This window comes from Burkholderia paludis (assembly GCF_000732615.1).
In the GTDB taxonomy this organism is placed as follows: Bacteria; Pseudomonadota; Gammaproteobacteria; order Burkholderiales; family Burkholderiaceae; genus Burkholderia; species Burkholderia paludis.
This window is the reverse complement of sequence record NZ_JPGL01000005.1, coordinates 22,823-48,075: the sequence shown is the minus strand read 5'-3', so window position 1 is coordinate 48,075 and position 25,253 is coordinate 22,823. Positions and strand designations below refer to the sequence as shown.

23 protein-coding genes are annotated in these 25,253 nt (G+C 67.4%); 11 read left to right on the top strand and 12 right to left on the bottom strand.

All coding sequences use genetic code 11. From position 1 onward, the window contains the following. Positions 1-91: 91 nt before the first annotated feature. The 4 genes from GQ56_RS0101645 to GQ56_RS0101635 all read left to right on the top strand — a co-directional run bounded on the left by GQ56_RS0101645 (position 92) and on the right by GQ56_RS0101635 (position 5,605). Positions 92-2,254 carry a T6SS effector phospholipase Tle3 domain-containing protein gene (locus GQ56_RS0101645; RefSeq protein ID WP_052007120.1) on the top strand — a complete coding sequence of 721 codons (2,163 nt, stop codon included), beginning with the start codon at positions 92-94 and terminating at the stop codon, positions 2,252-2,254. Beyond that, positions 2,251-3,717 (top strand): hypothetical protein, encoded by a 1,467-nt coding sequence (locus GQ56_RS0101640; protein WP_031396983.1) that lies wholly within the window; start codon positions 2,251-2,253, stop codon positions 3,715-3,717. The genes GQ56_RS0101645 and GQ56_RS0101640 overlap by 4 nt, the downstream gene beginning before the upstream one ends. A gap of 9 nt (positions 3,718-3,726) precedes the next feature. Further along, on the top strand, positions 3,727-3,984 hold the full coding sequence (locus GQ56_RS40500) for a PAAR domain-containing protein (protein ID WP_075122837.1): 258 nt from the start codon (positions 3,727-3,729) through the stop codon (positions 3,982-3,984). Positions 3,985-4,276: 292 nt separating this feature from the next. Then, on the top strand, positions 4,277-5,605 hold the full coding sequence (locus GQ56_RS0101635) for a hypothetical protein (RefSeq protein WP_043301023.1): 1,329 nt from the start codon (positions 4,277-4,279) through the stop codon (positions 5,603-5,605). A 113-nt stretch (positions 5,606-5,718) separates the two neighbouring features. Here GQ56_RS0101635 and GQ56_RS0101630 read toward each other — a convergent pair whose 3' ends face one another. Continuing rightward, a complete protein-coding gene (locus GQ56_RS0101630) occupies positions 5,719-6,030 on the bottom strand; it encodes a hypothetical protein (RefSeq protein WP_031396981.1) in 312 nt (103 codons plus the stop codon). Between the two features lie 154 nt (positions 6,031-6,184). Further along, a complete protein-coding gene (locus GQ56_RS0101625; RefSeq protein WP_052007118.1) occupies positions 6,185-6,832 on the bottom strand; it encodes a CGNR zinc finger domain-containing protein in 648 nt (215 codons plus the stop codon). A 101-nt stretch (positions 6,833-6,933) separates the two neighbouring features. On the opposite strand from GQ56_RS0101625, the gene GQ56_RS0101620 reads away from it, so the two are divergent. Then, positions 6,934-7,923 carry an arginase family protein gene (locus GQ56_RS0101620; protein ID WP_081894799.1) on the top strand — a complete coding sequence of 330 codons (990 nt, stop codon included), beginning with the start codon at positions 6,934-6,936 and terminating at the stop codon, positions 7,921-7,923. Between the two features lie 81 nt (positions 7,924-8,004). Here the strand turns inward: GQ56_RS0101620 and GQ56_RS0101615 are convergent, their stop codons facing one another. Then, entirely contained in the window at positions 8,005-9,408 is a 1,404-nt protein-coding gene (locus GQ56_RS0101615) for an enolase C-terminal domain-like protein (protein ID WP_031396978.1), read from the bottom strand. Positions 9,409-9,470: 62 nt separating this feature from the next. Next, complete coding sequence (locus GQ56_RS0101610; RefSeq protein WP_031396977.1) at positions 9,471-10,811, bottom strand: MFS transporter; 1,341 nt, start codon at positions 10,809-10,811, stop codon at positions 9,471-9,473. Positions 10,812-11,126: 315 nt separating this feature from the next. On the opposite strand from GQ56_RS0101610, the gene GQ56_RS0101605 reads away from it, so the two are divergent. Both GQ56_RS0101605 and GQ56_RS0101600 read left to right on the top strand, forming a co-directional pair. Next, positions 11,127-11,753 (top strand): DUF2239 family protein, encoded by a 627-nt coding sequence (locus GQ56_RS0101605; RefSeq protein ID WP_031396976.1) that lies wholly within the window; start codon positions 11,127-11,129, stop codon positions 11,751-11,753. Between the two features lie 16 nt (positions 11,754-11,769). Then, positions 11,770-13,101, top strand: a complete 1,332-nt coding sequence (locus GQ56_RS0101600) for a carotenoid oxygenase family protein (protein ID WP_031396975.1) — start codon at positions 11,770-11,772, stop codon at positions 13,099-13,101. A 16-nt stretch (positions 13,102-13,117) separates the two neighbouring features. On the opposite strand, the gene GQ56_RS0101595 is transcribed toward GQ56_RS0101600, so the two are convergent. From GQ56_RS0101595 to GQ56_RS0101580, 4 genes are read right to left on the bottom strand one after another with little or no spacing between them, the layout of a single operon-like run. Then, a complete protein-coding gene (locus tag GQ56_RS0101595) occupies positions 13,118-14,284 on the bottom strand; it encodes an ABC transporter permease (RefSeq protein ID WP_031396974.1) in 1,167 nt (388 codons plus the stop codon). 12 nt (positions 14,285-14,296) lie between these two features. Further along, on the bottom strand, positions 14,297-15,451 hold the full coding sequence (locus GQ56_RS0101590; protein ID WP_031396973.1) for an ABC transporter permease: 1,155 nt from the start codon (positions 15,449-15,451) through the stop codon (positions 14,297-14,299). 21 nt (positions 15,452-15,472) lie between these two features. Further along, positions 15,473-16,171 (bottom strand): ABC transporter ATP-binding protein, encoded by a 699-nt coding sequence (locus GQ56_RS0101585; protein WP_031396972.1) that lies wholly within the window; start codon positions 16,169-16,171, stop codon positions 15,473-15,475. A gap of 7 nt (positions 16,172-16,178) precedes the next feature. Continuing rightward, positions 16,179-17,381, bottom strand: a complete 1,203-nt coding sequence (locus tag GQ56_RS0101580) for an efflux RND transporter periplasmic adaptor subunit (RefSeq protein ID WP_031396971.1) — start codon at positions 17,379-17,381, stop codon at positions 16,179-16,181. A 406-nt stretch (positions 17,382-17,787) separates the two neighbouring features. Between GQ56_RS0101580 and GQ56_RS47005 the strand changes: the two genes are divergently transcribed. Beyond that, entirely contained in the window at positions 17,788-18,021 is a 234-nt protein-coding gene (locus tag GQ56_RS47005) for a hypothetical protein (protein WP_031396970.1), read from the top strand. 77 nt (positions 18,022-18,098) lie between these two features. On the opposite strand, the gene GQ56_RS0101570 is transcribed toward GQ56_RS47005, so the two are convergent. Continuing rightward, positions 18,099-18,854: a Mut7-C RNAse domain-containing protein gene (locus GQ56_RS0101570; protein ID WP_031396969.1), complete on the bottom strand. Its 756-nt coding sequence runs from the start codon at positions 18,852-18,854 to the stop codon at positions 18,099-18,101. Between GQ56_RS0101570 and GQ56_RS0101565 the strand changes: the two genes are divergently transcribed. Both GQ56_RS0101565 and GQ56_RS0101560 read left to right on the top strand, forming a co-directional pair. Next, entirely contained in the window at positions 18,744-19,820 is a 1,077-nt protein-coding gene (locus tag GQ56_RS0101565) for an NAD(P)-dependent oxidoreductase (RefSeq protein WP_265183102.1), read from the top strand. The two genes, GQ56_RS0101570 and GQ56_RS0101565, sit on opposite strands and share 111 nt — an antisense overlap. A gap of 76 nt (positions 19,821-19,896) precedes the next feature. Beyond that, entirely contained in the window at positions 19,897-20,538 is a 642-nt protein-coding gene (locus tag GQ56_RS0101560; protein ID WP_031396967.1) for a LysE family translocator, read from the top strand. Between the two features lie 75 nt (positions 20,539-20,613). Here the strand turns inward: GQ56_RS0101560 and GQ56_RS0101555 are convergent, their stop codons facing one another. Next, on the bottom strand, positions 20,614-21,909 hold the full coding sequence (locus GQ56_RS0101555; RefSeq protein ID WP_031396966.1) for an MFS transporter: 1,296 nt from the start codon (positions 21,907-21,909) through the stop codon (positions 20,614-20,616). Positions 21,910-22,006: 97 nt separating this feature from the next. On the opposite strand from GQ56_RS0101555, the gene GQ56_RS0101550 reads away from it, so the two are divergent. Next, on the top strand, positions 22,007-22,936 hold the full coding sequence (locus GQ56_RS0101550) for a LysR family transcriptional regulator (RefSeq protein ID WP_031396965.1): 930 nt from the start codon (positions 22,007-22,009) through the stop codon (positions 22,934-22,936). A gap of 184 nt (positions 22,937-23,120) precedes the next feature. Here the strand turns inward: GQ56_RS0101550 and GQ56_RS0101545 are convergent, their stop codons facing one another. Both GQ56_RS0101545 and GQ56_RS0101540 read right to left on the bottom strand, forming a co-directional pair. Beyond that, positions 23,121-23,954 (bottom strand): OmpW/AlkL family protein, encoded by an 834-nt coding sequence (locus GQ56_RS0101545; RefSeq protein WP_031396964.1) that lies wholly within the window; start codon positions 23,952-23,954, stop codon positions 23,121-23,123. A gap of 18 nt (positions 23,955-23,972) precedes the next feature. Next, positions 23,973-25,214, bottom strand: coding sequence for a DUF2957 domain-containing protein (locus GQ56_RS0101540; RefSeq protein ID WP_031396963.1), 1,242 nt, complete (start codon positions 25,212-25,214; stop codon positions 23,973-23,975). Between the last annotated feature and the right edge of the window lie 39 nt (positions 25,215-25,253).

Below are 25,253 nucleotides of genomic sequence, written 5' to 3'. Positions count from 1 at the left end.
CCTCGATCCGCGCGCGCCTTCAGGCGGAGCTTCGTCGGACGGGAACGGCGATTTGCAGAATCGCTACCTGGTCGCCAACGGCAATGGCGTGATGACGCTCAGCCAATCGGACTATCTGTGCGTCATGCAGATGCCGTTGCCGGGCATCGTGATTTTCGTGCACGGGGTCAACTCGGAGGGAGAGTGGTTCGAAGCGGGAGAAGAGGGGCTGTGCGCCGGCTTGAACAGGCGTCTTGGGCGCGAGGACGATCATTTGACGCATCGCGGGCCACTGGGTGGCCAGATGGGCAAGATGCGTTACATGAAGAGCCTGACCGATGATGGGTTCATCAACCCGAAACTGACATCGAAGACCTATCTGCAACCGGACGAAAATACCTACTCGCCCGTCATTCATTTTCGTTGGGGCTACAAGGCGAACGCCGAGGATCTGAAGCGCTACGGGAAGTCGATCTTCCTGAACGAGCAGAACTATTGGGGCGGTGGCCCGTTCGCGAACGGTTGCGGCAGCCTGCCGGACCTGTGGAATGCCGGCGTCGATCCGCGCATCTTCGGGTTCATCAACATTCAGAGCATCAATCCCACGGCGCGTCAGATCTACGAGACACCGCCGCGCGCGTACAACGTGATGGGCGCGCTGCGTCTGGCGAAGCTCATCGGGTCTATCCGGAAAGTGCAAAAGGATGTCCCGATCACCGTGGTGTGCCATAGCCAGGGCAATATGGTCGGCATTGCCTCGGCGTTTCTCGGCGATCGGCTGTCGAAGGCGGCCGGCGTGAGATGCGTGGCGGATACCTATGTGCTGGCCAATCCGCCCTACGGGATCGTCGGTTCCATCGAGGGTGACAACTCGCCGTTCATGGAACACTGGGCCGAGCGCAACAACCATGATTCGAAGGGCAACCGAGGTCGGGTGGAATCGCAGGCGCGGGCGAAGACCTTGAAGGCATTTTTCGAACTGATCGCGCAGAGCAAGGGTGCCGAGGATCAGCGCGACCCGCTCGACTATCGGATGACGATGGCAAACATGAAGGCGGGCGAAGACGGCAAGCCCGCCTACGATCCGGACGACGACAGAAAGCGGTATGGCGTCCAGAATCACACCTACGGGCGTGTGACGCTGTACTCGTGTCCGCACGATCAGGTGATTTCCGCGGCTCCGGTGCAGGGCATGGGCTGGCGAGGATTGCATCCGAAAGAGGTCGAACTCGTGAAGGGCACGAGCCTGTTCACGCAGCGCGTGTTCGCCACCAACTTTCAGGTCGGCCAGGAGAACCCTGTCGTCTATCGGACCTGGGAGCATGACTGGCGTTACGAAAAGGGCTCGTCGAAGCTGTTTTTCTATCCCACGTCGCCACCGGCCAAATACAACCTGGTCAAGGCGCTGCGGGGTAACGAGCATTGGTATGGCAAGGTCGGCACCATCGGCGCGGCTCCCGTGTTGTTTATCGCGACATTGGCGACTTCGGCTCTTGGCATGTTTCGTACCAACGCCGATCCACCGAAGGACTGGCACGTCCTGTGTGATGCACCTGGCCTGCCGGAACCGTTCTTCCCGCAGGCGATCCGCTATGGAGCGGTCGTACAGGTCAGGGACGGAAACGCCGAAAGCGATTTCAATGAGGACAACGATCCGGTGGCGGCTGCGCGAAACAAGAGCAAGGCCAGCATCAACATGGCTGACCCGTACGACACATATAAGGCTGAAGGCAAGCATGCAGTTGAGATGGCGCCCAAGGGAGATGCGGACAGCGAGGCGTCACAACGCTATGAGGACCATGCAATCACGCGCATGGAGGCTCGTCACGACAACAATTCGGAGTGGGTCAAGGACGATGTGGTCATCGGCGAGGCTGGGTCCAACGCACAAATGCCGGAGGGATATGAAAAATGGCGAAACAAGCAGGTCGTGCGTATTCTCGATCAGGCTGTGAATAACCCGACGAACCATTCGACGATCATGACGAATCCGATGCATGCCAGGTTGGCGCTGGCTTACGATGTCGCGATTGGTATTTGTCGAATCTCGTCTGAGCAGTTGAACGATTTTAGAGTTGAAGCAGACTGGCGGTTCGGTAAGCAATTGGAAAAAGGCAATCCGAATAAAATCTATTCGACGTACTTCGAGAAAGGAAAAATGAATGGGCAGTTTTTGCAAGACTGGGTGCTCGAAGACCCCGAGGCAATGCTTCCTGACTCGATAGACGACACGCGGCAGGGTGGTACATTACTCGGTATCGGGGAGGCAGTATGAGATCGCTGGTCGCCTCCCGGTCACGACGATTTGCACTGGTATTCGTTGGAGTACTTCTTGCGGTTGGTATTGTCGCAATCTGGGCATTCGGTCATAGTCCGCACACGCGAAGCATGGGAGAGGAGATGACAAGATGGATAGGGCTGCCTGCCCTTGTTGGGGTGGCTGTTTTTGCATTCGTTACGGCGTGGTCATCGTCGACAGCCGAGGCCGCGCAGCCGATCTCGACTCCGAAACCACTGCCCCCCGCCCAGGAGAGGCCATTTGTCGCGCAAGTTGTTGGTCTGGAATGGCTCAATCCTCTGCAGCGCCGCGACTATCCAACGGAATGGCAACTGCTATGGACAATGGGGCTGGTCAGGCCGAATAAGAACGATGACATGGTCAGAACGGACCCTCAAAGCTTTTTATCAGTTAAGCCAGTCGCTATTGTTGCGGACGGGAACCATGGAAGGGAGAGCTTCGATGGATACTATGAGAAGTATGTCGATACGCTGCTGGGTCTGTTTGCCACGAAATATGTGATGAATGATCATTATTTTTATACGGTTAAATCACATGATCCGCGTCTTTGGCGAGAGTTGGCAGGCATTCGCGTCGAGTTCGCGATACCTCAGCGACTGGCGTCGAAAGAGGCAATAGATTATTTGGCTTACCAGATCAAAGACTATTTTGAAATTGGCAATAAGTCCGCAAAGGATCTGTGGAGCAAGGATACGCCGCCGGATATCCGCATTCACATTGGCGGCCCGAATGCCGGCTTCACGTCCCTGAATGCCGCACTCGACTATCTGCAAGCGCATCCACAGGAAAGCGTATGGGTGATGAACTGGGACGCCCCAAGCTTCCCGCCCAAAGACGAGCAGATGAACGAAAACCTCACCGTGCTGTTTCTTGCCGGTCCAGATTTGAAGACTGAGCGCGAGCCGCTCGCATGGATCGGCAAGGTGGCGACGGGTAACGTGAGCGACTTCGAGGCGAAGGCCGGCACGACACGCGCGGTCCAGGCATGGAAGGCAACGATCGCGCAGGCCGCGCATAACGCGAACGTCGACCCCACAAGCATTCAGTTCGTCGTGCATGACGCGGGCAAGGGCGGTGATGCAGCATCGACGCGTCTGGCTTCGCTATCGCAGACGCTGACGGAAACGCTGCCGGAATTCGACTACACGAAGCAGGTGTTCAACACGCCGGCGCTGCTTGGCGACATGGGCGCGGGTACGGCGCTGACGAACGTCGCACTCGCGATCGGCCGGATCAACCACTTCGGCGGGAACGCGCTGGTTGCCGGCACCACGGACGCAGGCCACCCGACTGCCGTGGTCGTCCTTCCGCCGTCGAAGCTCACACCGATCGACCCGGACAGCGACTGGTTCCGCGCCCGCGGCGAAGACAACGCCTATCTGCCATGGTGGGGCCGCCGCCACGACACGAACTACGGCATCCAGGGCTATTCGTACTAAGGAGAAGCCATGCGCGGCATCATTCGGGTAGGCGACGTGCATAGCCATGGTGGACGTGTAGAGACTGGTGCCGCGAACAGTGAAGTCATGGGGCGCTCAGTCGCTCGTCAGGGAGATCGCTGCACGTGTCCGCTTCACGGCGAGGTTGTCATCGTCGACGGTGAAGCCGGCTTTGATGTGGAGGGGGCACTCGCGTCGTTCGACGGTCACAAGACGTCGTGCGGAGCGGTGCTCATTTCGTCAGTGCCAACGTCCGGACGTTCCTGAACCGGGCATGCGGATGCAACCCAATTTCCCGAGATATCGCAGCTGCTTCGTTTGATCCGCGTCTCTCAACTGAGGGGCGCAGGAGGGCATTGGAGATGATCTGTTCGACCTCGCAGTCGCCGGATCATCTCGCGCAGCGAAACAGGATCGCGAACGTGTCGGCGTCGGATGATGCCCGACATCATTGGGTAATCGAGCCTCTCCCAGCCCCTTGCCAAGGGGGGCAGTGCTCTGAGCGAGGATTTGCGACGCAAACCACTGCCTGATGCGAGGCAGATACCGGTACAAACAAATGACCCGATGGATAGGAATGTCAGCGCTGGTAAGGTTCGCAGCTTTTGCCTTTGCCACGGCATGTTCAGCTACGACGGCTGACGCAGAGCAGCCCGCCTCACCACCGACATCAGTCCGGGAGAAACCGTTTCTTGCTCAAGTTGTTGGTCTGGAGTGGCTCAATCCCCTGCAGCGTCGCGACTATCCGACGGAATGGCAACTGCTGTGGACGATGGGACTCGTCAAACCGAACAAGAACGACGATATGGTTAGAGCAGATCCCAAGTCGTTTAGTACAGTTCGTCCCGTCGCCGGAATCGCCTATGGTAACAACGGGGCTGAAAGCTTCGATGGGTTCTACGAAAAGTATGTCTCCAAGTTTCTTGTTCTATTTCACGAGAAGTATGCGATGAATGGTCGCTACTTTTATACGGTGCAACCATCCGACAAGCAGCACTGGCGAGAACTGGCAGGAATCCGAATGGAGTTCGCGGTTCCCTCGCGACTATCGCCGCAAGAAGCACGTACATACCTTCGTAAGGAAATGATCACTGCATTTGCCATTGGAAACAAAGAATTTCCTGACCTATGGAGCAAGGATGCGCCACCTGATATTCAGATCCATGTCGGCGGCGCGAATGCCGGCTTCACGTCCCTGAATGCCGCGCTTGACTACTTGCAAGCGCATCCGCAGGAAAGCGTATGGGTGATGAACTGGGACGCCCCAAGCTTCCCGCCCAAAGACGAGCAGATGAACGAAAACCTCACCGTGCTGTTTCTTGCCGGTCCAGATTTGAAGACTGAACGCGAGCCGCTCGCATGGATCGGCAAGGCTGCGACGGGTAACGTGAGCGACTTCGAGGCGAAGGCCGGCACGACACGCGCGGTCCAGGCATGGAAGGCAACGATCGCGCAGGCCGCGCATAACGCGAACGTCGACCCCGCAAGCATTCAGTTCGTCGTGCATGACGCGGGCAAGGGCGGTGATGCAGCATCGACGCGTCTGGCTTCGCTATCGCAGACGCTGACGGAAACGCTGCCGGAATTCGACTACACGAAGCAGGTGTTCAACACGCCGGCGCTGCTTGGTGACATGGGCGCGGGTACGGCGCTGACGAACGTCGCACTCGCGATCGGCCGGATCAACCACTTCGGCGGGAACGCACTGATTGCCGGCACCACAGACGCCAGCCATCCAACCGCGGTCGTAGTGCTGCCGCCGTCGAAGCTCACACCGATCGACCCGGACAGCGACTGGTTCCGTGCCCGCGGCGAAGACAACGCCTATCTGCCATGGTGGGGGCGTCGTCACGACACGAACTACGGCATCCAGGGCTATTCGAACTGAACGTCCTGAAAATCCCCCAGACACGGCCTGATTCGACGCAGCGCAGCGACATCCACTCGCGCCCGCGCACCGCTCTCACCGTGGCGACACAACATCGCACCCGCCAACCGCGCTCAGGTCAGCAGTTCATACATGACCTTGAACGCCGGTATCGACAGCCCGGCGAACGCCACCGTAACGGCCGCGAGAATTGCCGTCCTTTTCCGCAGCAACGCGAAAACGAGCATCGACAGGGCGAAGAATCCGCCGGTCAGCAGGATCCCCCACCAGAGCGCCGCATAGCCGGCCCCGCCTTCAAAGCTCGACATGTTCCGCGTCATCAGGGTTGCGACGTAACCGGCGACGGTCATGCTTGCGGGCAGGCACAGCACCGGGTACAGGATGAAGACGACGATCTGTCGCGAAGTCGGGTCGTGAGACGTCATGGCGAGCGCTTCGTTGAGCGAGGGTGGGGCGAACCGGTTGCCGCGCGGGCGGGTTCAGGCAGCCGGCAGGATGCGGGCATTTACGGTGTTTGGCAACCGGCCGTCCGCCGCAATCCCGACGTACCGCGAGCGCGCGACCGGCGCCCGGCAGCCGTCACTCTGTCGCCCCGCGGCTGTCCGATTCCGCCGGCGCATCCCTCACCGCGCGATAGTGCCGCCGTGCCTTGGCCACGTTGCCGCAAGTGGCCATGTCGCACCACTTGCGGCGCCCCGTCTTGGAACTGTCGATGAACAGCCACGCGCAGTTCGAACCCGCACACATCCGCAACCGCCCTTGGGGCAACGCTTCGAGCAGCTTCACGGCCTCGAGTGCAAGCTGGTGGGCCGGCAGATGCAGGTCCGCCGGATCGGACGGGCTGCCGAGCTCGATCCGGGCGGCCGTTGCGACCAGCCGGCAGCCGCCGATCGCGCGCTTCCAGAGCCGCTCCAGCGTTTCGAGGTCCGCCGCGGCCACCGGAGCGCCGTGCGAGAGCGCGCCGACGATGCCGAACAACGCTTCGCGCAGGCGCTTCGCATCGCGCAGTGCTCGCGCGGCCTCAGCCGGCGCCTCGGCCGCGCGAGCCGCGAGCCGGGCCAGGTCGGAGGCGGGAACGCGTGCCGATTGCGTCAGCCACGCGAGATAGGCGTCGTAATCCGGCAGCCAGTCGCACGGCGTCTGATCGCGGCCGCTCACCGTATTGATGAAATCGAGGACAGGGTGGCCGCCGATGAAATCGCGGGCCTCGAATACATGCGCTTCCATAACCGGTGAAATGCTGGACATGGGTTAAATTGATGCTAACCTTTGATCGTTGTTTAAAAGGTTAGCACATTCGCCAGCCGACGCTTACGCGAGGAGAACGCATGTCGCCGTCCATCGCATCACCCGGCCTGCAGGCCGGACTGTCGCAAACCGGCGGCCCCCGGCCAGTCGAATTCATCGTCGCGCCCAGCAGCCTCGGCCTCCGGCCGAACGCGGCCGGTCTTGAGCCCGAGACCTGGCGCGCCCCGGAAGTGTTGCTGGCGACGGGCCTTGCCGCGCAAGTTGGCGCGCAGGTGTCGCGGCTCGCGCATCCGGCCTATGCATTCACGCCGCAGCCCGGAACCCGTCTCGGCAACGGCCGGGCGATCCGCGATTTCTCGCTCGACCTGGCCGGGCGCGTCGCCGACGCGCGCCGGCGGCACGTGTTTCCGATCGTGCTCGGCGGCGATTGCAGCGTCCTGCTCGGGTGCCTGCTGGGCAACCGCCGGGCGGGCGGCGCCGGGCTCGTGCACGTCGACGGGCACAGCGATTTCTACCATCCCGGCAACTACGACACATCGAAGCGGCTCGGTTCCGTGGCGGGGATGGATCTTGCGCTGTCGACCGGGCGAGGGGAGCCGCTGCTGACCGACTGGCCCGATCTGGACGGCCCGCTCGTCGACGATCTCGACGCCTGCCAGGTGGGCGAGCGCGAATCCGAATCCGGCGACCTGGAGACCACGTATGGCGATATCGCCAGCACGGCGATCACGCGCATCACGATCGGGCAGTTGCTGGCGCGCGGGCCCGCGGCCGTCGCGGCCGAACTGGTGGGCTGGCTCGGCGCTCGGGCGCTCGGGCATGCGTGGCTGCACGTGGATCTCGACGTGCTCGATCAGGCGCAACTGCCCGCGGTGGATTCGCCCGGTTCGCCGGGGCTGGATTTCGACGGGCTCGACGCACTGCTCGGCCCGCTCGTCGCATCGGGCCGTGTCGCGGGGATCAACTTCACCATCTACGACCCCGGGCTCGATCCGGGGCTCGTGCATGCGAACCGCATCGCGCGCAGTATCGGGCGCTGCGCCGCCGCTTTGCCGGCGCGGCACGGCTGAAGCCGCGGCCGGGCCGGGAAGGGCAGTCGCGCGGCGGCGTCCGGGGTGGCGATGAACCGGCGGCGAGGTCGCCGGTTTCCGTCACGCGCGTCCGAGACTCGGCCGCTTCGGGTCGTAGGTCCACCCCGGCACGAGATGGCGCATCGCGACCGCGTCGTCGCGCGCCGTACCGCCGACCGCGTTGTACAGCGCATGCGCGGCCTCGACCTGCGCCATGTCGAGTTCGATCCCGAGCCCCGGCCGCTGCGGTACGGCCACCTTGCCGCCGACGATCGCGAGCGGCTCGCGCGTGAGTCGCGCGTCGCCGTCCTGCCAGATCCAGTGGGTGTCGATCGCGGTGATCGTGCCGGGCGCCGCCGCCGCGGCATGCGTGAACATCGCGAGCGACACGTCGAAGTGATTGTTCGAGTGCGAGCCCCACGTGAGTCCCCAGTCGCGGCACAGCTGCGCGAGCCGTACCGAGCCCTGCATCGTCCAGAAATGCGGGTCGGCGAGCGGGATGTCGACCGCCTGCAGCCGTACCGCGTGATCCATCTGCCGCCAGTCGGTCGCGATCATGTTGGTCGCGGTCGGGATCCCCGTCGCGCGGCGGAATTCGGCCATCACCTCGCGGCCCGAATAGCCGCCTTCCGGCCCGCATGGATCTTCCGCATACGCGAGCAGGTGGCCTTGTCCGCGACACAGCGCGACGGCCTCGTCGAGCGACCACGCGCCGTTCGGGTCGAGCGTCGCGCGGGCGTCGGGAAAGCGCGCCTTGAGCGCCGCGATCGCCGCCATCTCGTCGGCGCCGGCCATCACGCCGCCCTTCAGCTTGAAGTCGGCGAAGCCGTAGCGCGCGACGGCGGCTTCGGCCTGCCGCACGATCGCGGCGGGCGTGAGCGCCGCTTCGTTGCGCAGGCGAAACCATGCGTCCGATGCGCGCGCTTCGTCGCGATACGGCAGATCGGTGCGGCGCCGGTCGCCGACGTAGAACAGGTACGCGAGCATCGGCACGGCGTCGCGCTGCTGGCCTTCGCCGAGCAGCGCCGCGACCGGCACGTCGAGGTGCTGGCCGAGCAGGTCGAGCAGCGCGGCCTCGATCGCGGTGATCACGTTGTCGAGCCGCAGGTTGATCTCGTGCGGCTGGCGCAGCACGGCCGCTTCGCCGGCCGACGTCACCTCGTGACGGATCGTGCGGCCCGCACCTGCGGCCGGGCTCGCGCCGGACAGCGCCGCGCGCACCGCGTTGAGCGTCGCCTGGTAGCGGCCGATCGACTGGCCGATCACGCGATCCGTCATGCGCTCGAGCGCGAGCCGGATGCCTTCGCCGCCCGGCACCTCGCCGACGCCCGTGCGTCCGCTGCTGTCGTCGAGGATCACGAGATTGCGCGTGAAGCAGGGCGCGTGCGCGCCGCACAGGTTGAGCAGCATGCTGTCGCGCCCGGCGACGGGAATCACCTGCATGCGCGTGACGCGCGGCGTGCCGGCATGGCGGGATTCGGACATCGGTTCGCTCCTGGTTCCGGTGGCGCGCGGGCTGCCGGCCGAGCCGGCGCGGCCCGCGCGGTTCAGTGAAGTTCGACGCGGCGGATCTCGCCGACGACGAACACGTAACAGATCACCGCGACGAGTGCGTGCGCGACGACATAGACGAGCGCGCCGTTGAACGAGCCGGTGCGATCGACGATGTAGCCGATCGCGATCGGCGTCGTGATGCTCGAGAGGTTGCCGCAGGTGTTGAGCAGCGCGCCGCTCAGGCCCGCGATCTGGCGCGGCGCGGTGTCGGCGTTGACGGCCCAGCCGAGCGCGCCGAGCCCCTTGCCGAAGAACGACAGCGCCATGAACAGCACGACGAGCACGTGCGAGTCGGTGTAGTTGCAGACGAGCATCGACATCGACAGCAGCATGCCGATCACGATCGGCACCTTGCGGGCGACCGACAGCGACCGCCCCTGCCTGAGCAGCGCGTCGGACACGAGGCCGCCGAGAATCCCGCCGAGGAAGCCGCACACCGCCGGGATCGATGCGACGAGCCCGGCGTTCAGGATCGACATTCCGCGGGCCTGCACGAGATAGACGGGAAACCACGTGATGAAGAAATAGGTGAGCGCATTGATGCAGTACTGCGCGACGTAAACGCCGATCAGCATCCGGCTTCTCAGCAGCGCCTTCACGTGGCGCATCGACGGGCCGCCGTCGCGTCCGCCCGTCGCCTGGTCGATGTTGACGAGCGCGCCGCCTTCGGCGAGATAGTCGAGTTCCGCGCGGTTGATGTCCGGGTGGTCCTTCGGGTCGTGCATCGTGCGGTTCCATACCACGACGAATGCGAAACCGAGCACGCCCATCACCGCGAACACCGACTGCCAGCCGAACGCATGGACGAGCCAGCCCATCAGCGGTGCGAACACGACGGTCGCCGCATACTGCGCGGCGTTGAAGATCGCCGACGCGGTGCCGCGTTCGGCGGCCGGGAACCACGCGGACACGATCCGGCTGTTGGCCGGGAACGACGGCGCCTCGGCCGCGCCGACCAGGAAGCGCAAGCCGAACAGCAGCGCGAACGCGGCCGCGCCGCCGAAGAAGCCGATCGTGCCCTGCAGCAGCGTGAACAGCGACCAGAAGAAGATGCTGAACGCATAGACGATGCGCGATCCGTAGCGGTCGAGCAGCCAGCCGCCCGGCAGTTGCGCGACCACGTACGACCAGCCGAACGCGGAGAAGATGAAGCCGATCTGCACGTGGTTCAGGTGCAGCGCGCGGGCGAGGCTCGGGCCCGCGATCGCGATCGCCGCGCGATCCGCGTAGTTGATCGTCGTGACCGCGAACAGCACGGCCAGCACGAGCCAGCGCACGCGCGTGCGCCGGGCCGTTGCCGACGCGGACGACGGCAGCGCGTGAAGCGGATTCATGACTGTCTCCTCCGAAGGGCGGAAGGTGCCGTCGTGCGGCCGGCGCGTCGTTGCGCGCGTGATGCGTGCGGGCGCCGCCGGTTCGAGGGCGGGCGCCGGACGCCGATGCAGCGAGGGCGTCCAGGCCATTCTGTCATGTCGAAATCCGCGCCTTCATGCCAATTGCTGACTTGATCGATTCAGCATTTGAATCGATCGGCGGGTCGAGCCTCGGCGTCGGAACGGCCGCCATATTTTTACCCGGGCAATATTGACATCTGATTAATACCCGGATAAAAATAGCGTCATTCTGAATTCTGCTCTCGGGCGATCACCATGACGACTTCCACGCTCCTTCCTTCGTACACGGCCTTCGACGGCCACCGGCGGCTCGCGTCGGGCCCGCTCGCGACGGTCGCGCTCGCGGTCCGGCAGGCCGCCGGCGACGCGATGGCCGGCACGATCCTGATCTTCGACGACGCGACGGGCCGCTCGATCGACCTCGACCTGCGCGGCACGGCGGACGATATCCGCGCGCGCTATGCGCCGCCGTCGGGCGACGCGTCAGCGGCCGCCGGCGAGCCGGCCGGCGCCGGCGAACAGCGCGGCCGCGGCCGGCCGAAGCTCGGCGTCGTGTCGCGCGAGGTCACGCTGCTGCCGCGTCACTGGGAATGGCTCGGCGCGCAGCCGGGCGGCGCGTCGGTCGCGCTGCGCAAGCTCGTCGAGGACGCGCGGCGCACGCAGGCGGCGGCCAACCGGCACCGCGACGCGCAAACCCGCGCATACCACTTCATGTCGGCGATGGCGGGCGACCTGCCCGGTTTCGAGGAGGCCGCGCGGGCGCTGTATGCGAACGATCCGGCGCGGCTCGCCGAGCTGATCGCCGGCTGGCCGGGCGACGTGCGCGATCACGCGCTCGCGCTGGCGGGCGGCGATCTGCCGCCGTCTACCGAAGACTGCTGAAGGAGCATCCGACGCGATGACCGTATTCGATCTGAACCGTGGCGCGATCGCGCCGGTCGCCGACGAGGTGGACCTCGTCGACCTGCGCGTGACGGGCGCCGTCCCGCGCGAACTCGACGGTACGCTGCTGCGCAACGGCCCGAATCCGCCGGGCGGCCGCTTTGAAGGGAACGACATGCTGTCGTGGTGGCCGGAAGCCGCGATGCTGCACGCGATCGCGTTCGAGGACGGCCGTGCGACCGGCTACCGGAACCGCTGGGCGCGCACGCAGCGCTGGGCCGCCGTGCATGCGCCCGCGCAGGTGCCGGATCTGCCCGACACCAACCCGAACGTCAGCGTGCTGCGGCATGCGGGCGAATTGCTCGCGCTGTCGGAGGGCGGCGCGCCGTTCGCGATCACGGCCGCGCTCGATTCGCTCGGCGCGCCGCGCCGGCATGCGGGCCTGGGCGGCGGGATGACCGCGCATCCGAAGGTCGATCCGGTGACCGGCGAGCTGATCGCGTTTCGCGCGGACTGGCGCGCGCCGTGGCTGCGCTACGGCGTGGCCGACGCGCACGGCGTGCAGCGTGTCGATATCGAGATCGACCTGCCCGCGCCGTCGATGATGCACGACCTTGCGGTGACCGAAACCCGCAGCCTGCTGCTGGACCTGAACGTCGGCTACGATTTCTCGCTGCTCGGGCAGGGCTGCCGGATGCCGCTGCGCTGGCACGACGACCGCGAAGCGCGCATCGGCGTGATCCCGCGCCACGGCGGCGCCGTGCGCTGGTTCGGCATCGAGCCGTGTTTCATCCAGCACGTCGTGAACGCGTACGACTGCGACGCGTCGTGCATCGTGTTCGACGCGGTGCGCTATCCGTCGTTCCTGCGGTTCGACGCGGGTACGGGCCGCTTTGCCGATAACCCGCTCGGCGAGCTGTGGCGCTATGTGATCGACACGGCGCACGGCCTGGTCGACGAGGGGCCGCTCGCCGACGGCGGCATCGAGCTGCCGCGCATCAACGAAAGTCGGACCGGACGCCGCTACCGTTACCTGTATGCGGTCGAGCAGCCGAACAACGCGGAAATGCGCGGCGTGATGCGCTTCGACCACGCGAGCGGCGCGACGACGCGCTACGCGGTGCCGCCCGGCGACCAGAACGGCGAGCCCGTGTTCGTGCCGCGTCCGGGCGGCGTCGACGAGGACGACGGCTGGCTGCTGGTGATGGTCTACCGCGCGGCGACGGATACGAGCGACGTCGTGATCCTCGATGCGCGCGCGATCGACGCGGGGCCCGTCGCGACCGTGCATCTGCCGCGTCGCGTGCCGGCCGGGTTCCACGGCGCATGGGTGGCGCGCGAGCGCTGAGCGGCGGCGCGGCGCGTCAGCGCGCGCGCAGCGCGTCGACGATCTTCAGCCGCGCGGCGCGCATCGCCGGCAGGAACCCGCCGACGAGCCCCATCACGAGCGAGAACAGCAGCGTCTTCACGACGATCGCGGGCGTCAGCACGAAGCGGAACGACAGGTCCGAGAAGGTCTGGAAGTTGGTCGTCGAGAATGACGCGAACTGCATCAGCGATGCGCACGCGAGCCCCGCGACGCCGCCGACGAAGCCGAGCAGCAAGGCCTCCAGCAGGAACGCGGCGAGCACGCTGGTGCGCTTGAAGCCGAGCGCGCGCAGCGTGCCGATCTCGGCCACGCGGTTCGCGACGGACGCATACATCGTGATCATTGCGCCGATCATCGCGGCGATCGAGAAGATCGTCGACAGCGTGATGCCGAGGATGTTGATGAACGTCGACAGCGCCTTCGACTGGTCGCCGTAGAACGTCTGCTCGCGTTTCGCTTCGTCGGTGAGCCGCGGGTCGACGTCGATGTCGGCCTTGAAGCGTGCGAACCCGTCGGCGCTCGGGATGCGCAGCACCATCGACGAGTAGCTCGTGCGCCGGAACGACTGCATCAGCTGGTCGGCGTCGCCCCAGATCTCCGAGTCGAAGCCGCTGCCGCCCGCGTCGAAGATCCCGACGACGATCCAGTCGCGCTGCGCGAAATGCAGCCGGTCGCCGAGCTGCGTGCCGCTGAAGCCTTTCGCGATCGCGCTGCCGACGATGATTTCGGACGAGCCCGGCGTGAACGGGCGGCCGGCCGCGAGCGTCACGTGCGGGCGCAGCGCGAGGCCCGCCGGCGACACGCCGCGGATCACCACGTTCGACGGCTTGCCGGTCGACGTCTTTACCAGCGAGATCAGCACGACGGCCTCTTTCGATACGAGCGGCCGGCCGTCGGGGCCGAGCGCGACGGCCGGGTGCATCTCGAGCGCATTGGCCTGCTGGTGGTCGATCGCACTCTGGATCTCGGTTTCGGCGCCCTTGCGGATCACGACGACGTTATCGGGTTCGCCGGTCGACACGAGCGTCTGCGTGAGCCCCGCATCGAGCATCTGCACCGTCGCGAACACGAAGATCACGAGCGCCATCCCGCCTGCGGTGAGCACGGTGGTGAGCCGCCTGGCCCACAGGTTGCGCGCGACGTAGGAGAGCGGGATCGCCATGGCTGCGGCGGCCTAGCCGATGGCCCGCAGGCCTTCGACGACGCGCACGCGTGCGGCCTGCCACGCCGGCACGATCGCGGCCGCGATGCCGACCGCGACCGAGCATGCGCCCTGCAGCACGACGGTCTCGGCCGACACCCTGAACACCGGGAAGATGCCGCTTGCCGCATGCCTGAACAGGCTCGCGGCGGGCGGCGTCGCGAGGATCCCGAGCCCGCCGCCGGCCACCGCGATCGTGACCGATTCGCCGAACACGATCAGCGCGAGAAAGCCGGGACCGAAGCCGAGCGCCTTCAGCGTCGCGTATTCGGCCGTGCGTTCGCGCGCGCTCATCGCCATCGCGTTGGCCATCACGGCCATGATGATCAGGATCACCACGTACGACACGACGCGGATTGCGGCGATGATCTGGTTCGACATCGCGACGAAGCCGAGCTGGAACGCTTGTTCGGTCTCGGTCAGCGTTTCGGCGAGCGAGTTCCTGAACACGGCGTCGACGTTGCGCGCGATCGCCGCGCCGTCGTCGGGGTTCGCGACGCCGAGCACGAATACGCCGACCTGATCGGCCTGCTTCGGCGTGCGCTGGCGCACCGTCTCGTTCAGGTAGTCCCAGTGGAACACCAACTGGCGCGTGATCGTCGAGTCGTCGCGGCCGTCGAGGATCCCGCGCACGACGAAATCCCAGGTGCCGGGATAGATCGTGCCCTTGAGCGGGATCACGTCGCCGATCCTGAAGCCGAACTGCGTCGCGAGCTGGCGGCCGACAAGGCAGCCGCGGCGGTCGCGGTTGTAGTCGGCGCGCTGCTGCGCCGGGATGATGAATTCCGGGTACAGGTCGAGATAGTTGTCCGACACCGCGAAGCTCGCGAAAAAGTTCTTCGGGTCGCGGTAGATGCCGCCGAACCAGTTCGAGCGCACCACGGCCGTCACGCCGTCGACGCCGCGAATCCGGTTCTCGTCGCTCACCGGCAGCGGGAACACGAGCGAGATCGCGTTGCGCGTGACGAGCCGCCCGCTGGACGCGGCGGCCGCGCCCGCGTACCACGCGTCGACGACGGTGTGCAGCAGCCCGAACGCCAGAACCGCCACGGTCAGCCCGAGCACGGTCAGCAGCGTGCGCAGCCGGTGCCGCAGCGCGTTGCGAACGATCAGCTTCGGCACCATCATCCGGCGCGCTCCCGCGGCCGGTCAGCCGGCGTGCCCATCGATCAGCTCCCCTTTTTCCAGATGCACGAGCGAGCGCGCGGCGCCGGCCGCGTGCGCGTCGTGGGTCACCATGATGATCGTCTTGCCGAGCTCGGCGTTCATCCGCTGCAGCATCGCCAGCACGTCGGCGGCCGACGCGCGGTCGAGGTCGCCGGTCGGCTCGTCGGCGACGATCAGCACCGGATCGGTGATCAGCGCGCGAGCGATCGCGACGCGCTGCTGCTGGCCGCCCGACAGCTCGGACGGGTAATGGCTCGTCCGGTCGCCCAGGCTCACCATGTCTAGCACGAGTTCGACGCGCTCGCGCCGCTCGCGGCGCGACAGGTGCGTGAGCATCAGCGGCAGCTCGACGTTCTCGAACGCGGTGAGCACCGGCATCAGGTTGTAGAACTGGAAGATGAAGCCGACGTTCGCCGCGCGCCATTCGGCCAGTTGCGCTTCCGCGAGCAGCGAGATGTCGAGCCCGCCCACGCGCAGCTCGCCGCTGTCGGGCCGGTCGATGCCGGCCACCAGGTTCAGCAGCGTGCTCTTGCCGGAGCCGGACGGCCCCATCAGCGCGACGAAGTCGCCCTCGCGGATGTCGAGCGTGATGTCCGTCAGCACGGGCACGATCTGGTTGCCGCGCCGGTACGATTTCGCGACGTGGCTGATCTCGACGAGGGGCGGCGGAGCGTCGTTCACGCGGGCGCTACTTCTTCGCGACGGTCACTTTCGCGCCGTCCTTCAGCTTCGCGCCCGGCGCGAGCACGACCGTGTCGCCGGGCTTCACGCCGCCGATGGCGACGAGTTCGCCGATCCGCATGCCCGTCGTCACGGCGGCGGCGCGCACGGTGTCGTCCTTCACGACGAACACGACGGGCCGGCCGTCGCGCTGCGCGACCGCGCTCGCCTGCACGGCCGTCACGGGCTGCCGGTCCTGCGCCGACACGGGTTTCGACAGGAACGCGATCTTCGCGCTCATGTCGGGCAGCACGCGGTCGTCGCGGTCGACGAAGCGCACCTTCACGAGCACGGTGGCCTTCGAGCGATCGACGGTCGGCACGATGCGCGACACGCGGCCCGCAAAGCGCGTGTCGGGCAGCGCGTCGAGCTGGATCTCGCACGGCTGCCCGGCGCGGATCGTCGCGATGTTCGATTCGGCCACGTCGGCCTCGACCTCGAGCGTGTCCATGTCGGCGATCGTCACGACCGCGCCCTTGCTGTCCGACGCGGACGAAAACGGCGTGATGTTGTCGCCGACGTTCGCGTGCTTCGCGAGCACGATGCCGTCGAACGGCGCGCGGATCACCGTCTGGTCGACCGCGACCTGCGCGGCCTGCGCGTTGGCTTCGGCGGACGCGATCGCCGCCTGGTCGCTGTTGAGCGACGCGCGCGCCTTGTTCACGCGCGCCGTGTCGGTGTCGAGCTGCGCGGCCGGCACGGCGCCCCGCGGCGCGAGCGCCGAGGTGCGGCGCAGCGCGATCTCGGCGTCCTTCAGCTCGGCCTGCTCGACGCCGAGGTTCGCGCGGGCGACCTTCACCTGCGCGAGCGCCTGCGCCAGCGACGCCTCGACGTCGCGGCTTTCGAGGCGCGCGATGATCTCGTCCTTTTTCACGCGCGTGCCCTCGAGCACGCCGAGCCACTCGACGCGTCCCTGGCCCTTCGACGCGACCGCGGCCTTGCGCTGCGGCACGACATAGCCGGTCGCGTTGAGCTGCGTGTCGTTCTGGTACGGGTAGGCGGACGTGACGGATGTGGTTTCGACGGTCGGCCGGCCGGTGAGCGCGAGACCGGCGGCGGTCGCGACGACGAGGATCGCGGCGGCCGCCGCGTAACGAAGCCACCGCCGGCGCGGCGCCGGTGCGAGCGGACGCCGGTCGATCTTCAGTCTGTCCAGATTGTGATCGGGCAATTTGAGCGCCTCGAGACGGCGGCGGGCCCGTGCCGGGGCCCGCCGCGATCCGGTTTCCGGGGAAAGGGACGGATGGACGCCCAGTATAGCGTCGCGGGCAGGCGCGCGAGAGCCGGTTTGGCGGGCCGCCGCGACCGGCCGGCGCACGGGTGCGCGGCGACGGTTGCGCGGGCACGGGCGCCGGAAACCGGCATCCTCGGGGAAAACCCGAGACATGCAAGCCGCGTGTCAACTCGCCGCGAAGGCGGCGCGTTATGGAGCCAGTACGTCAGTTTTTGTCGCGGCGAAACGGCACAGGCCGACCGCCCGGCGGCAACCGGAAATCCCGGCGCGACTGGCGTTCCGATGCGGATGCCTCGCATCTTTTACCGGTACGTTTGACTATTTCTCCGCTAAAGGAAGAACAATGAAGAAGACGCTCGCTTCGATCATGACCGCAGCATTCGCACTCGCATCGGTTTCGGCATTCGCACAGACGGCAGCCCCGGCAGCCGATGCGCCGGCAGCCGCTCCGGCACCGGCCAAGAAGGATCACAGCAAGCCGAAGCACCAGCTGAAGCAACACGGTTCGGCCAAGGGCAAGGCAAAGGCCGCCGCCGCATCGGCAGCCGGCACGAACGACGCAGGCGCGCAGAACTAAGCGATTCGCCCGGAGCCGGTACCGCCGGCCACCCGTCGCAGGACCCCGCATGTTTCGGCATGCGGGGTTTTGTTTTTTCAGGCGTCGCGAACGCCCGCCGCCGGCGGCGCGCGCATCGCATCGACCACCGTTCGCATGCGCCGCCAGTGCGAGCCTTCCCAGAACACGCGCCGGCACACGTCGCACGCGGCGAAGCGCCGGTGCCGCTGCCGCACGCCGTCCGGCACGCGCGGCGCGGCGGCGGTCGCGTCGAGCGGATGCAGCGGCGCATTGCAGCGCAGGCACAGCCGGAACGGCCGCATGTGCGGCGCCAGATCGAGCCGCTCGAACAGTTCGCGCAACTGCGCGGCCGGCTGCTGCGCGTGCACGTAGCAGCCGCGCGCGACCGCGCGGCGTTTCAGCAATTCGCGGTCGCGGGTGAGCACGACGCGGCCTTCGCGCCCGGCGAGCGTCGCGATCTCGTCGTCGCGATAGTGATTGTCGTAGCAAGTGTCGAAGCCCGCGAGGCGCAGCAGTTGCGCGAGTCCGCCGAGATGCGCGTCGGCGAGGAAGCGCCATTCCGCGGGCGGCTGCGCGAGCCGTTCGACTGCCGCCGGCTGGGCCCGCTCGGGGTACGCGTCGACCCGGTCGCCTTCGTCGAGCCGCCGGTCGAGTGTGGCCGGCGCGCCGTTCACGTGCAGCCGGCCGATTTCCGTATGAGGAATGCCGAGCGCCTCGATCGCGTGCTTCACGGTCGCGTCGCGCGCACACGCACGCGCGAACGCGCGGTCGCGCAGCGTGTGCGCGAGGAACGCGTTCAGCTCGTCGTGGAAGCGGAAGGTCGCGGTCGCCATTCACGCAGTATCGCACCGCGCCCGGCCGGCCGCGTGTCCTGCAAATGCCGCGCATCTGTGTTTAACTCGCCGCTTCACGGAGCGAAGGAGCGGGCAATGGACCTCGGATTTATCGGGCTGGGCGAAATGGGGCAGGCAATCGCGACGAACCTGCTGAAGGCGGGGCACGCGGTGCGGGTCTGGAACCGCTCGCGCGAGCGCGCCGAGCCGCTCGCCGCGATCGGCGCGCAGATCGTCGACACGCCGGCCGACGCGTTTCGCGGCGACGCGGTGTTCTCGATGCTGGCCGACGACGCGGCCGCGCGCGCGATCTTCGACGATGCGCTGCTCGCCGAGGCGCCGCGCGGGTTGATCCACGTGAACATGGCGACGGTGTCGGTCGCGCTGGCCGAGTCGCTCGCGCACGCGCATGCGTCGCGCGGCATCCATTACGTCGCCGCGCCGGTGATGGGCCGGCCCGATGTCGCGGCCGCCGCGCGCCTGACGATCATGGCGGGTGGCCCGGCCGAGGCGATCGACCGGGTGCAGCCGCTGTTCGACGCGATCGGCCAGAAGACCTGGCGGTTCGGCTCGCTGCCGCAGCACGCGAACGTCGCGAAGATCGCCGCGAACTTCACGCTCGCGTCGGCGATCGAGACGCTCGGCGAAGCCTCCGCCCTGCTCGGCGCGCACGGCGTCGCGATGCGCGACTTCCTCGACGTGATCACCGGCAGCGTGTTTCCGGGGCCCGTCTACGAGGGCTACGGCAGCATGATCGCCGAGCGGCGCTACGAGCCGGCGCGCTTCAAGGCGCGCCTCGGGCTGAAGGACGTCCGGCTCGCGCTGGAGGCCGGCGACGCCGCGTCGGTGCCGCTGCCCGTGGCGAGCGTCGTGCGCGACAGCCTGCTCGACGCGCTCGCGCACGGCGGCGGCGAGCTGGATTTCGCGGTGCTCGGCGAAGCCGCGCTGCGCCGCGCGGGGCGCTGATCCGGCCGGCGACAGAAGTCCCGCGCACCGGCATAATCGTCGTTTCGCGTTTCCTTACATACAGGCAGAGGCGGTCATGAACTTGCATACGTGGTGGCTTTTCGTGGCGACGGTGTTCGTCGTGTCGGCGATTCCGGGTCCGAACATGCTGCTCGTGATGACGCACGGCGCGCGGCACGGGCTGCGGCGGTCGGCGTCGACGATGGCCGGCTGCCTCACCGCGCTGGTGCTGATGCTGTCGGTGTCGGCGGCGGGCCTCGGCGCGGTCCTCGAAGCGTGGCCGGCGATGTTCAACACGTTGCGCTTCGCGGGCGCGGCCTACCTCGTCTACCTCGGCGTGAAGGCGTGGCGCGCACGCGTCGACGAAGCCGCGCCGGCCGCCGATGTCGAAGCCGTGTCGCGCCAGGCTGCGCCGGCCTCGCGCGGGACGCTGTTCCGCAACGGTTTCCTGGTCGCGGGCAGCAACCCGAAGGCGATCCTGTTCGCGGCCGCGCTGCTGCCGCAGTTCATCAACGCGGCCGAGCCGACGCTGCCGCAGTTCGGCGTCCTCGTCGTCACGTTCGCGGTGATCGAGGTGAGCTGGTATCTCGTCTATGCGTCGTTCGGCACGCGCATCGGCGCGACGCTGAAGAGCCAGAGCGTCGCGAAGGTCTTCAACCGGCTGACCGGCGGCCTGTTCGTCGGCTTCGGTGCGATGATGGCGCTGGTGCGCCACTGATTCCGGCCTGACGCGGCCGCGCCGAACGCCCCGCCACTCGCAAGAGGGCGGGGCGTTCGGCTTTTCGGGCGCGTGTCACGCACGCGGGCGGCGCAATGCCGCCGCGCGGGCTCCGCGCCCGGCCGAGCGCCCGAAGACGGCGGCCGTGCCGGCGAACGCGAACCCGACGCCGCACACCGCGCTCCACCCGTCCCAGGCCCATGCGCTGCCCGCGAGCGCCGCGCCGAGTGCGCCGCCGATGAAGAACAGCCCGACGAACAGCCCGTTCAGGCGGCCGCGCGCGGCCGGATTCAGCAGGTTGATCTCGCGGCGGCCGATCGTCTGGTCGACGATGACGCCCGCGTCGAGCAGCGCCGCGCCGGCGGCCAGCAGCGCGAGCGCGAGCCCGCGGTGGGCGTGCGCATCGAAGCCGAACCAGCCGGCGCCCGCGATCCCGAGCACGGCCAGCGCCGCGAGCATCGTGCCGTGCGCGATCCGCTGCGCGGCCGGGCCGTGGCCGCGGTCGCCCGCGCGGCCGGCGAGCGGCGTGACGATCGCGCCGCTCGCGCCGGCGAACGCGAACAGCGCGATGCCGTGCAGATCCAGACCGAACGGCGGCCCGGCGAGCCGCAGCCCGACGGCTGTCCAGAACGCGCTGAACGCGGCCATCGCGAGCGCGGCCGACAGCGCATGCCGGCGCAGGACCGGTTCGTCGGCAAGCAGCCGTCCCATCGACGCGAGCAGCGCGCGGTAGCCGGCCGTGACCGACGGCGTGCGCGACGGCAGGCGCAGCGCGAGCACGGCGGCAAGCACGGCGTTCGCGAGCGCGGCCAGCACGTAGAACGCACGCCAGCCGGCGGCGCCCGCGATCAGGCTTGCGAGCGGCCGCGACAGCAGGATGCCGAGCATCAGCCCGCTCATCACGTTGCCGACCGCGCGGCCGCGCTGCGCTTCGGGCGCCATCGACGCGGCCATCGGCACGAGCATCTGGATCACGCTCGACGCGGCGCCGGCGACCAGCGTCGCCGGCAGGAACACGGCGCCCGACCGCGTGAACGCGGGCAGCGCGAGCGCAGCCGCGCATGCGGCCAGCGTCGCGACGATCAGGCGGCGATTCTCGAGCAGGTCGACCAGCGGCACGAGCAGCACGAGCCCGGCCGCGTAGCCGAGCTGCGGCAGCATCGCGACGAGGCCGGTCAGGCCGGGCGGCAGGTGCAGGTCGGTGCTGATCGGGCCGGTCAGCGGTTGCGCGGCGAACAGGTTCATCACGATTACGCCGACCGTCGCGGCGAAGAAGAGCGTCATGCCCGCGCTCAACGCGGGCGGCGCACCGGCGGGCGTGCTGACGGGCGGGCGAACGTCGGCGGGGCAAGGGGCGGCAGGGCGGTTCATCGGGGGCCTGGCGGATGGGTCGAAGGAATCCCCATCGTAGGCGGCCGATGTTTATGCGACAATTGAATTATGTCTAACATGATTATGCGAGTTTGTTTTGAATACGCGTGATCTCCAGGCGTTCGTCGCGGTGGTCGACAGCGGGTCGATGGTCGCGGCGGCCGCGAAACTCCACCTGACGCAGCCGGGCCTGACGCGGCGCGTGCAGAACCTCGAAACGCTGCTCGGCATGCCGCTGCTCGAACGGCAGAGCAAGCCGCTGAAGCCGACTGCCGCCGGGCGCGACGTCTACGCGCTGGCGCGCAACGTGCTGGGCGCGGTCGACGAACTGATGGCGGCGGGCGCGCCGGACAGCGAGCCGTCCGGCGAACTGCGCATCGGCGTCCCGCCGTTCCTGTCCGAGCTGGCGCTCGAGCAGCCGATCGACCGGCTGCGCGACGCGTTTCCGCGCCTCACGCTGCGCGTGACGGCCGGCTGGTCGCCGGCGCTGATCCAGGGGATCGAGCGCGGCGCGCTCGACGTCGCGGCCGTGATGGTGCCGGCAAGCGCGCCCTTGCCCGACCCGCTCACGGCGACCTGGCTCGCCACGCAGCCGACGGTGCTCGTTGCCGCGCGCGACTTTCCGCTGCCGGACGGCCCGCTGTCGATCGATACGCTGTCGGGATTTCCGTGGGTGTTGAGCCAGGACGGCTGCGGGATGCGCTCGGCGCTGAGCCGCACGCTCGGCGCGGCCGGGCTGCCGTTCGACGTCGCGGTGGAGGCGTTCGGCTCGGAGCTGCAGTTGTCGCTCGTCGCGCGCGGCGCGGGCATCGGCATCGCGGCGCCAAGCGCGCTGGCGCGCAGCGCGCACCGCGATGCGCTGCGCGTGGTGGAAACGGTGGGGCTGGAGACGCGGATCAACGTGTGGATCGTGCACGGCGCGCTGCCGGGCCGCCTGGTGCGGCCCATCGCGCTGCTGCGCGATGCGCTGGGCGAGGTGCTCGATCGCGAGAACGGGAAGGGGTCAGATGCAATGGCGACGGTCTAGAGGCAGCATTCGAGGGAAAATCCTTATTTTCTCTACGGAAATGTTGCATTGCGGAAACCGATTCGCTATAGTTGCACCTGTCTCCTCCATGTCTCCTCTGATATGGATTCAGCCCGCCTCTTAGGCGGGCTTTTTTTTGCCTGCGATTTTTGCGCGCGGCACTGCCGTGCGCCCTTCGCCGCGCTCAGAACTTGTACGTCATCCCGACGTAGCTGATGATCGGGTCGGCCTTCAGTTCGGACTTCGACTCGGCGAGCACCGTGCCGTCGGCCGCCTTGATCGTCACCGTCGACGTCGTCTTCAGCGGAATGTACGTCACCGACGCGATCAGCCCGAAGTGCTCGGTCATGTTGTATTGCACGCCTGCGTTGAACACCGGCTGCCATGACGACGACGCCTTCGCCTCCACCGATGTCGTTCCCGGCTTGCCCGCGCCCGCCGCGAGAATCGCGCCGAGGTTGTCCTGCGTCTGCTTGATGAAGTTCGTGTTGAGCTGCAGGTCGCTGAACCAGTTGTACGACACGCCGAGGCCGAGGAACGGCCGGAACTTCGCGGTGGCCTGCCCGAAGTAGTACTGCAGCAGCACCGCCGGGCTCCACTGCCGCACGCTCTTCACGATCGGGTTGACCGACGCCAGCCCGATGTTCTGCGTGCCGAGCGCGCCGGCAGGTCCCGGCGGCGTGATCGTGCCCTGTCCCGACACCTTGAACACCGGCGGCACGCCGGCCACCGACGTCACCGCGATATGGTCGGTCAGGAAGTGGCTGACCGTCAGGCCGACGGTATCGGCGCCGCTCGTGCGCAGTCCGGTGCCCGGCGACGTGAACGACGGCGGCAGCCGCAGCGGCGTGTTGATCGGCGTCGGCGCGACGTTGGTCGTCATCGGCGTGCTGCTCTGCTGCGGCATCACGTGGAACCACCCCAGCGTGACGACGTTGCTGCCGGCACTCTGCGCGTATGCCGCGAGCGGCGCCAGCGCGGCGGCGCCGGCCGCCGCGCAGAGAAGGGTCTTCTTCATCACGGCTTGCCCCTCCGCTTACTGGACGAACGCGCCGATCGTGAAATACGGCGTCGATCCGGCGTTGTCGAGGAAACCGAACACGCCACCCGTGAAGATGAACTTGCCGGTCGGCGTCGAGCTGCTGGCGCCGGTGTGGATCGTCGTCACCGTACCCGGCACCTTCTGCGTGTAGTCGAGATCGAGCGCGGTCGCGAGCGATGCCTGCGATGCGTTGAACGGATCGAGCAGCGTTGCCTGGGTGTTGGTCAGCGCGGTGGTGCGATAGTCGAACTGGCTGTCGACGCCGATGTACTCGCCGTTCTGCGAGCCGACCGCGATCATCGACTGCGGCGCGAGGATCGAGATGCTCGATTCGTCGTCGGCGGTGAGGCCCGGCACGCCGTTGCTGTCGGGCGTCGGGTTCGGGTTCGCGACGCCGGTGCGCACGAGGATCGGTACGAGCTGGTTGCGCAGCTTGCCGACGATCATGAAGCCCTTGCCCTGGGGCGTCGTCGACAGCGTCGGTTTCAGCTGGCTCGCGTAGTTGTTCGACTGGAACGCGCCGCTGCCGTCGGCCGATTGCACGAAGTTCGTGCCTTGCTGCGTGCACGCGCCGCCGGCGAACTGGCCGGTCGAGTCGCACTTGGTCCACGAGCCGTCCGCGTTGATCGTGACCTTCGCGTCGATCGACGCCGGCGCGAAGTTCTGCGACGGCACTTCGCCGAAGCCGACATGGCTGTAGGTGCCGGCGACGTTCGCGATGTTGGTCTCGATCGACGAGAAGCCGATGAACGGGTAGTACGGGAACTTCGTGTCGGGCACCGCGGCCTGGCCGAGCACGCCGTTGAACTGGATCTCCTTGCCGGGAATCGTGCCGCCCGCGACGCCCATGCCGACGAAGATGCGCGCCGGGCGCGTCGGGTCGAGGCTCGCGCCGTTCAGGCGGTACGCGCACTGGTTCAGCTTGGTGGTCGGCAGCAGCGTTTCCTGCGTGAGCGTGCCGCTGTCGACGGTGCCCGCGCGGGTCGGCACGACGGTGCCGGTCGTTTGCGGCACCGGCGATTCGACGTACGTCACCTGCCAGGTCATCTTGGTCGTGTCGAGCTGGACCTTGGCGAGTTCGCCGCTGCCCGCGCCGCCCGTAAACACGGTGCTGTAGTCGAGCGAGGCGGGGCAGAGCCGGTCTTCGACGAGCGGAGGCGGATTGTCGTCGCCGCCGCCGCAGGCGGAAAGAAGGGGGGCGGCAAGGGCCGCCGCCAGAATGAGGTTGCGCTTCATGTTGCTCCTCCAGATTTGTCTTGTGTGGCGGCCAGCTCC

Bases quoted from the DNA above. Each gene is read 5' to 3' on its own strand.
- GQ56_RS0101645 (WP_052007120.1), top strand. From the start codon at position 92: ATGACGCTCAGCCAATCGGACTATCTGTGCGTCATGCAGATGCCGTTG.
- GQ56_RS0101640 (WP_031396983.1), top strand. From the start codon at position 2,251: ATGAGATCGCTGGTCGCCTCCCGGTCACGACGATTTGCACTGGTATTC.
- GQ56_RS40500 (WP_075122837.1), top strand. From the start codon at position 3,727: ATGCGCGGCATCATTCGGGTAGGCGACGTGCATAGCCATGGTGGACGT.
- GQ56_RS0101635 (WP_043301023.1), top strand. From the start codon at position 4,277: ATGACCCGATGGATAGGAATGTCAGCGCTGGTAAGGTTCGCAGCTTTT.
- GQ56_RS0101630 (WP_031396981.1), bottom strand. From the start codon at position 6,030: ATGACGTCTCACGACCCGACTTCGCGACAGATCGTCGTCTTCATCCTG.
- GQ56_RS0101625 (WP_052007118.1), bottom strand. From the start codon at position 6,832: ATGGAAGCGCATGTATTCGAGGCCCGCGATTTCATCGGCGGCCACCCT.
- GQ56_RS0101620 (WP_081894799.1), top strand. From the start codon at position 6,934: ATGTCGCCGTCCATCGCATCACCCGGCCTGCAGGCCGGACTGTCGCAA.
- GQ56_RS0101615 (WP_031396978.1), bottom strand. From the start codon at position 9,408: ATGTCCGAATCCCGCCATGCCGGCACGCCGCGCGTCACGCGCATGCAG.
- GQ56_RS0101610 (WP_031396977.1), bottom strand. From the start codon at position 10,811: ATGAATCCGCTTCACGCGCTGCCGTCGTCCGCGTCGGCAACGGCCCGG.
- GQ56_RS0101605 (WP_031396976.1), top strand. From the start codon at position 11,127: ATGACGACTTCCACGCTCCTTCCTTCGTACACGGCCTTCGACGGCCAC.
- GQ56_RS0101600 (WP_031396975.1), top strand. From the start codon at position 11,770: ATGACCGTATTCGATCTGAACCGTGGCGCGATCGCGCCGGTCGCCGAC.
- GQ56_RS0101595 (WP_031396974.1), bottom strand. From the start codon at position 14,284: ATGGCGATCCCGCTCTCCTACGTCGCGCGCAACCTGTGGGCCAGGCGG.
- GQ56_RS0101590 (WP_031396973.1), bottom strand. From the start codon at position 15,451: ATGATGGTGCCGAAGCTGATCGTTCGCAACGCGCTGCGGCACCGGCTG.
- GQ56_RS47005 (WP_031396970.1), top strand. From the start codon at position 17,788: ATGAAGAAGACGCTCGCTTCGATCATGACCGCAGCATTCGCACTCGCA.
- GQ56_RS0101570 (WP_031396969.1), bottom strand. From the start codon at position 18,854: ATGGCGACCGCGACCTTCCGCTTCCACGACGAGCTGAACGCGTTCCTC.
- GQ56_RS0101560 (WP_031396967.1), top strand. From the start codon at position 19,897: ATGAACTTGCATACGTGGTGGCTTTTCGTGGCGACGGTGTTCGTCGTG.
- GQ56_RS0101555 (WP_031396966.1), bottom strand. From the start codon at position 21,909: ATGAACCGCCCTGCCGCCCCTTGCCCCGCCGACGTTCGCCCGCCCGTC.
- GQ56_RS0101545 (WP_031396964.1), bottom strand. From the start codon at position 23,954: ATGAAGAAGACCCTTCTCTGCGCGGCGGCCGGCGCCGCCGCGCTGGCG.
- GQ56_RS0101540 (WP_031396963.1), bottom strand. From the start codon at position 25,214: ATGAAGCGCAACCTCATTCTGGCGGCGGCCCTTGCCGCCCCCCTTCTT.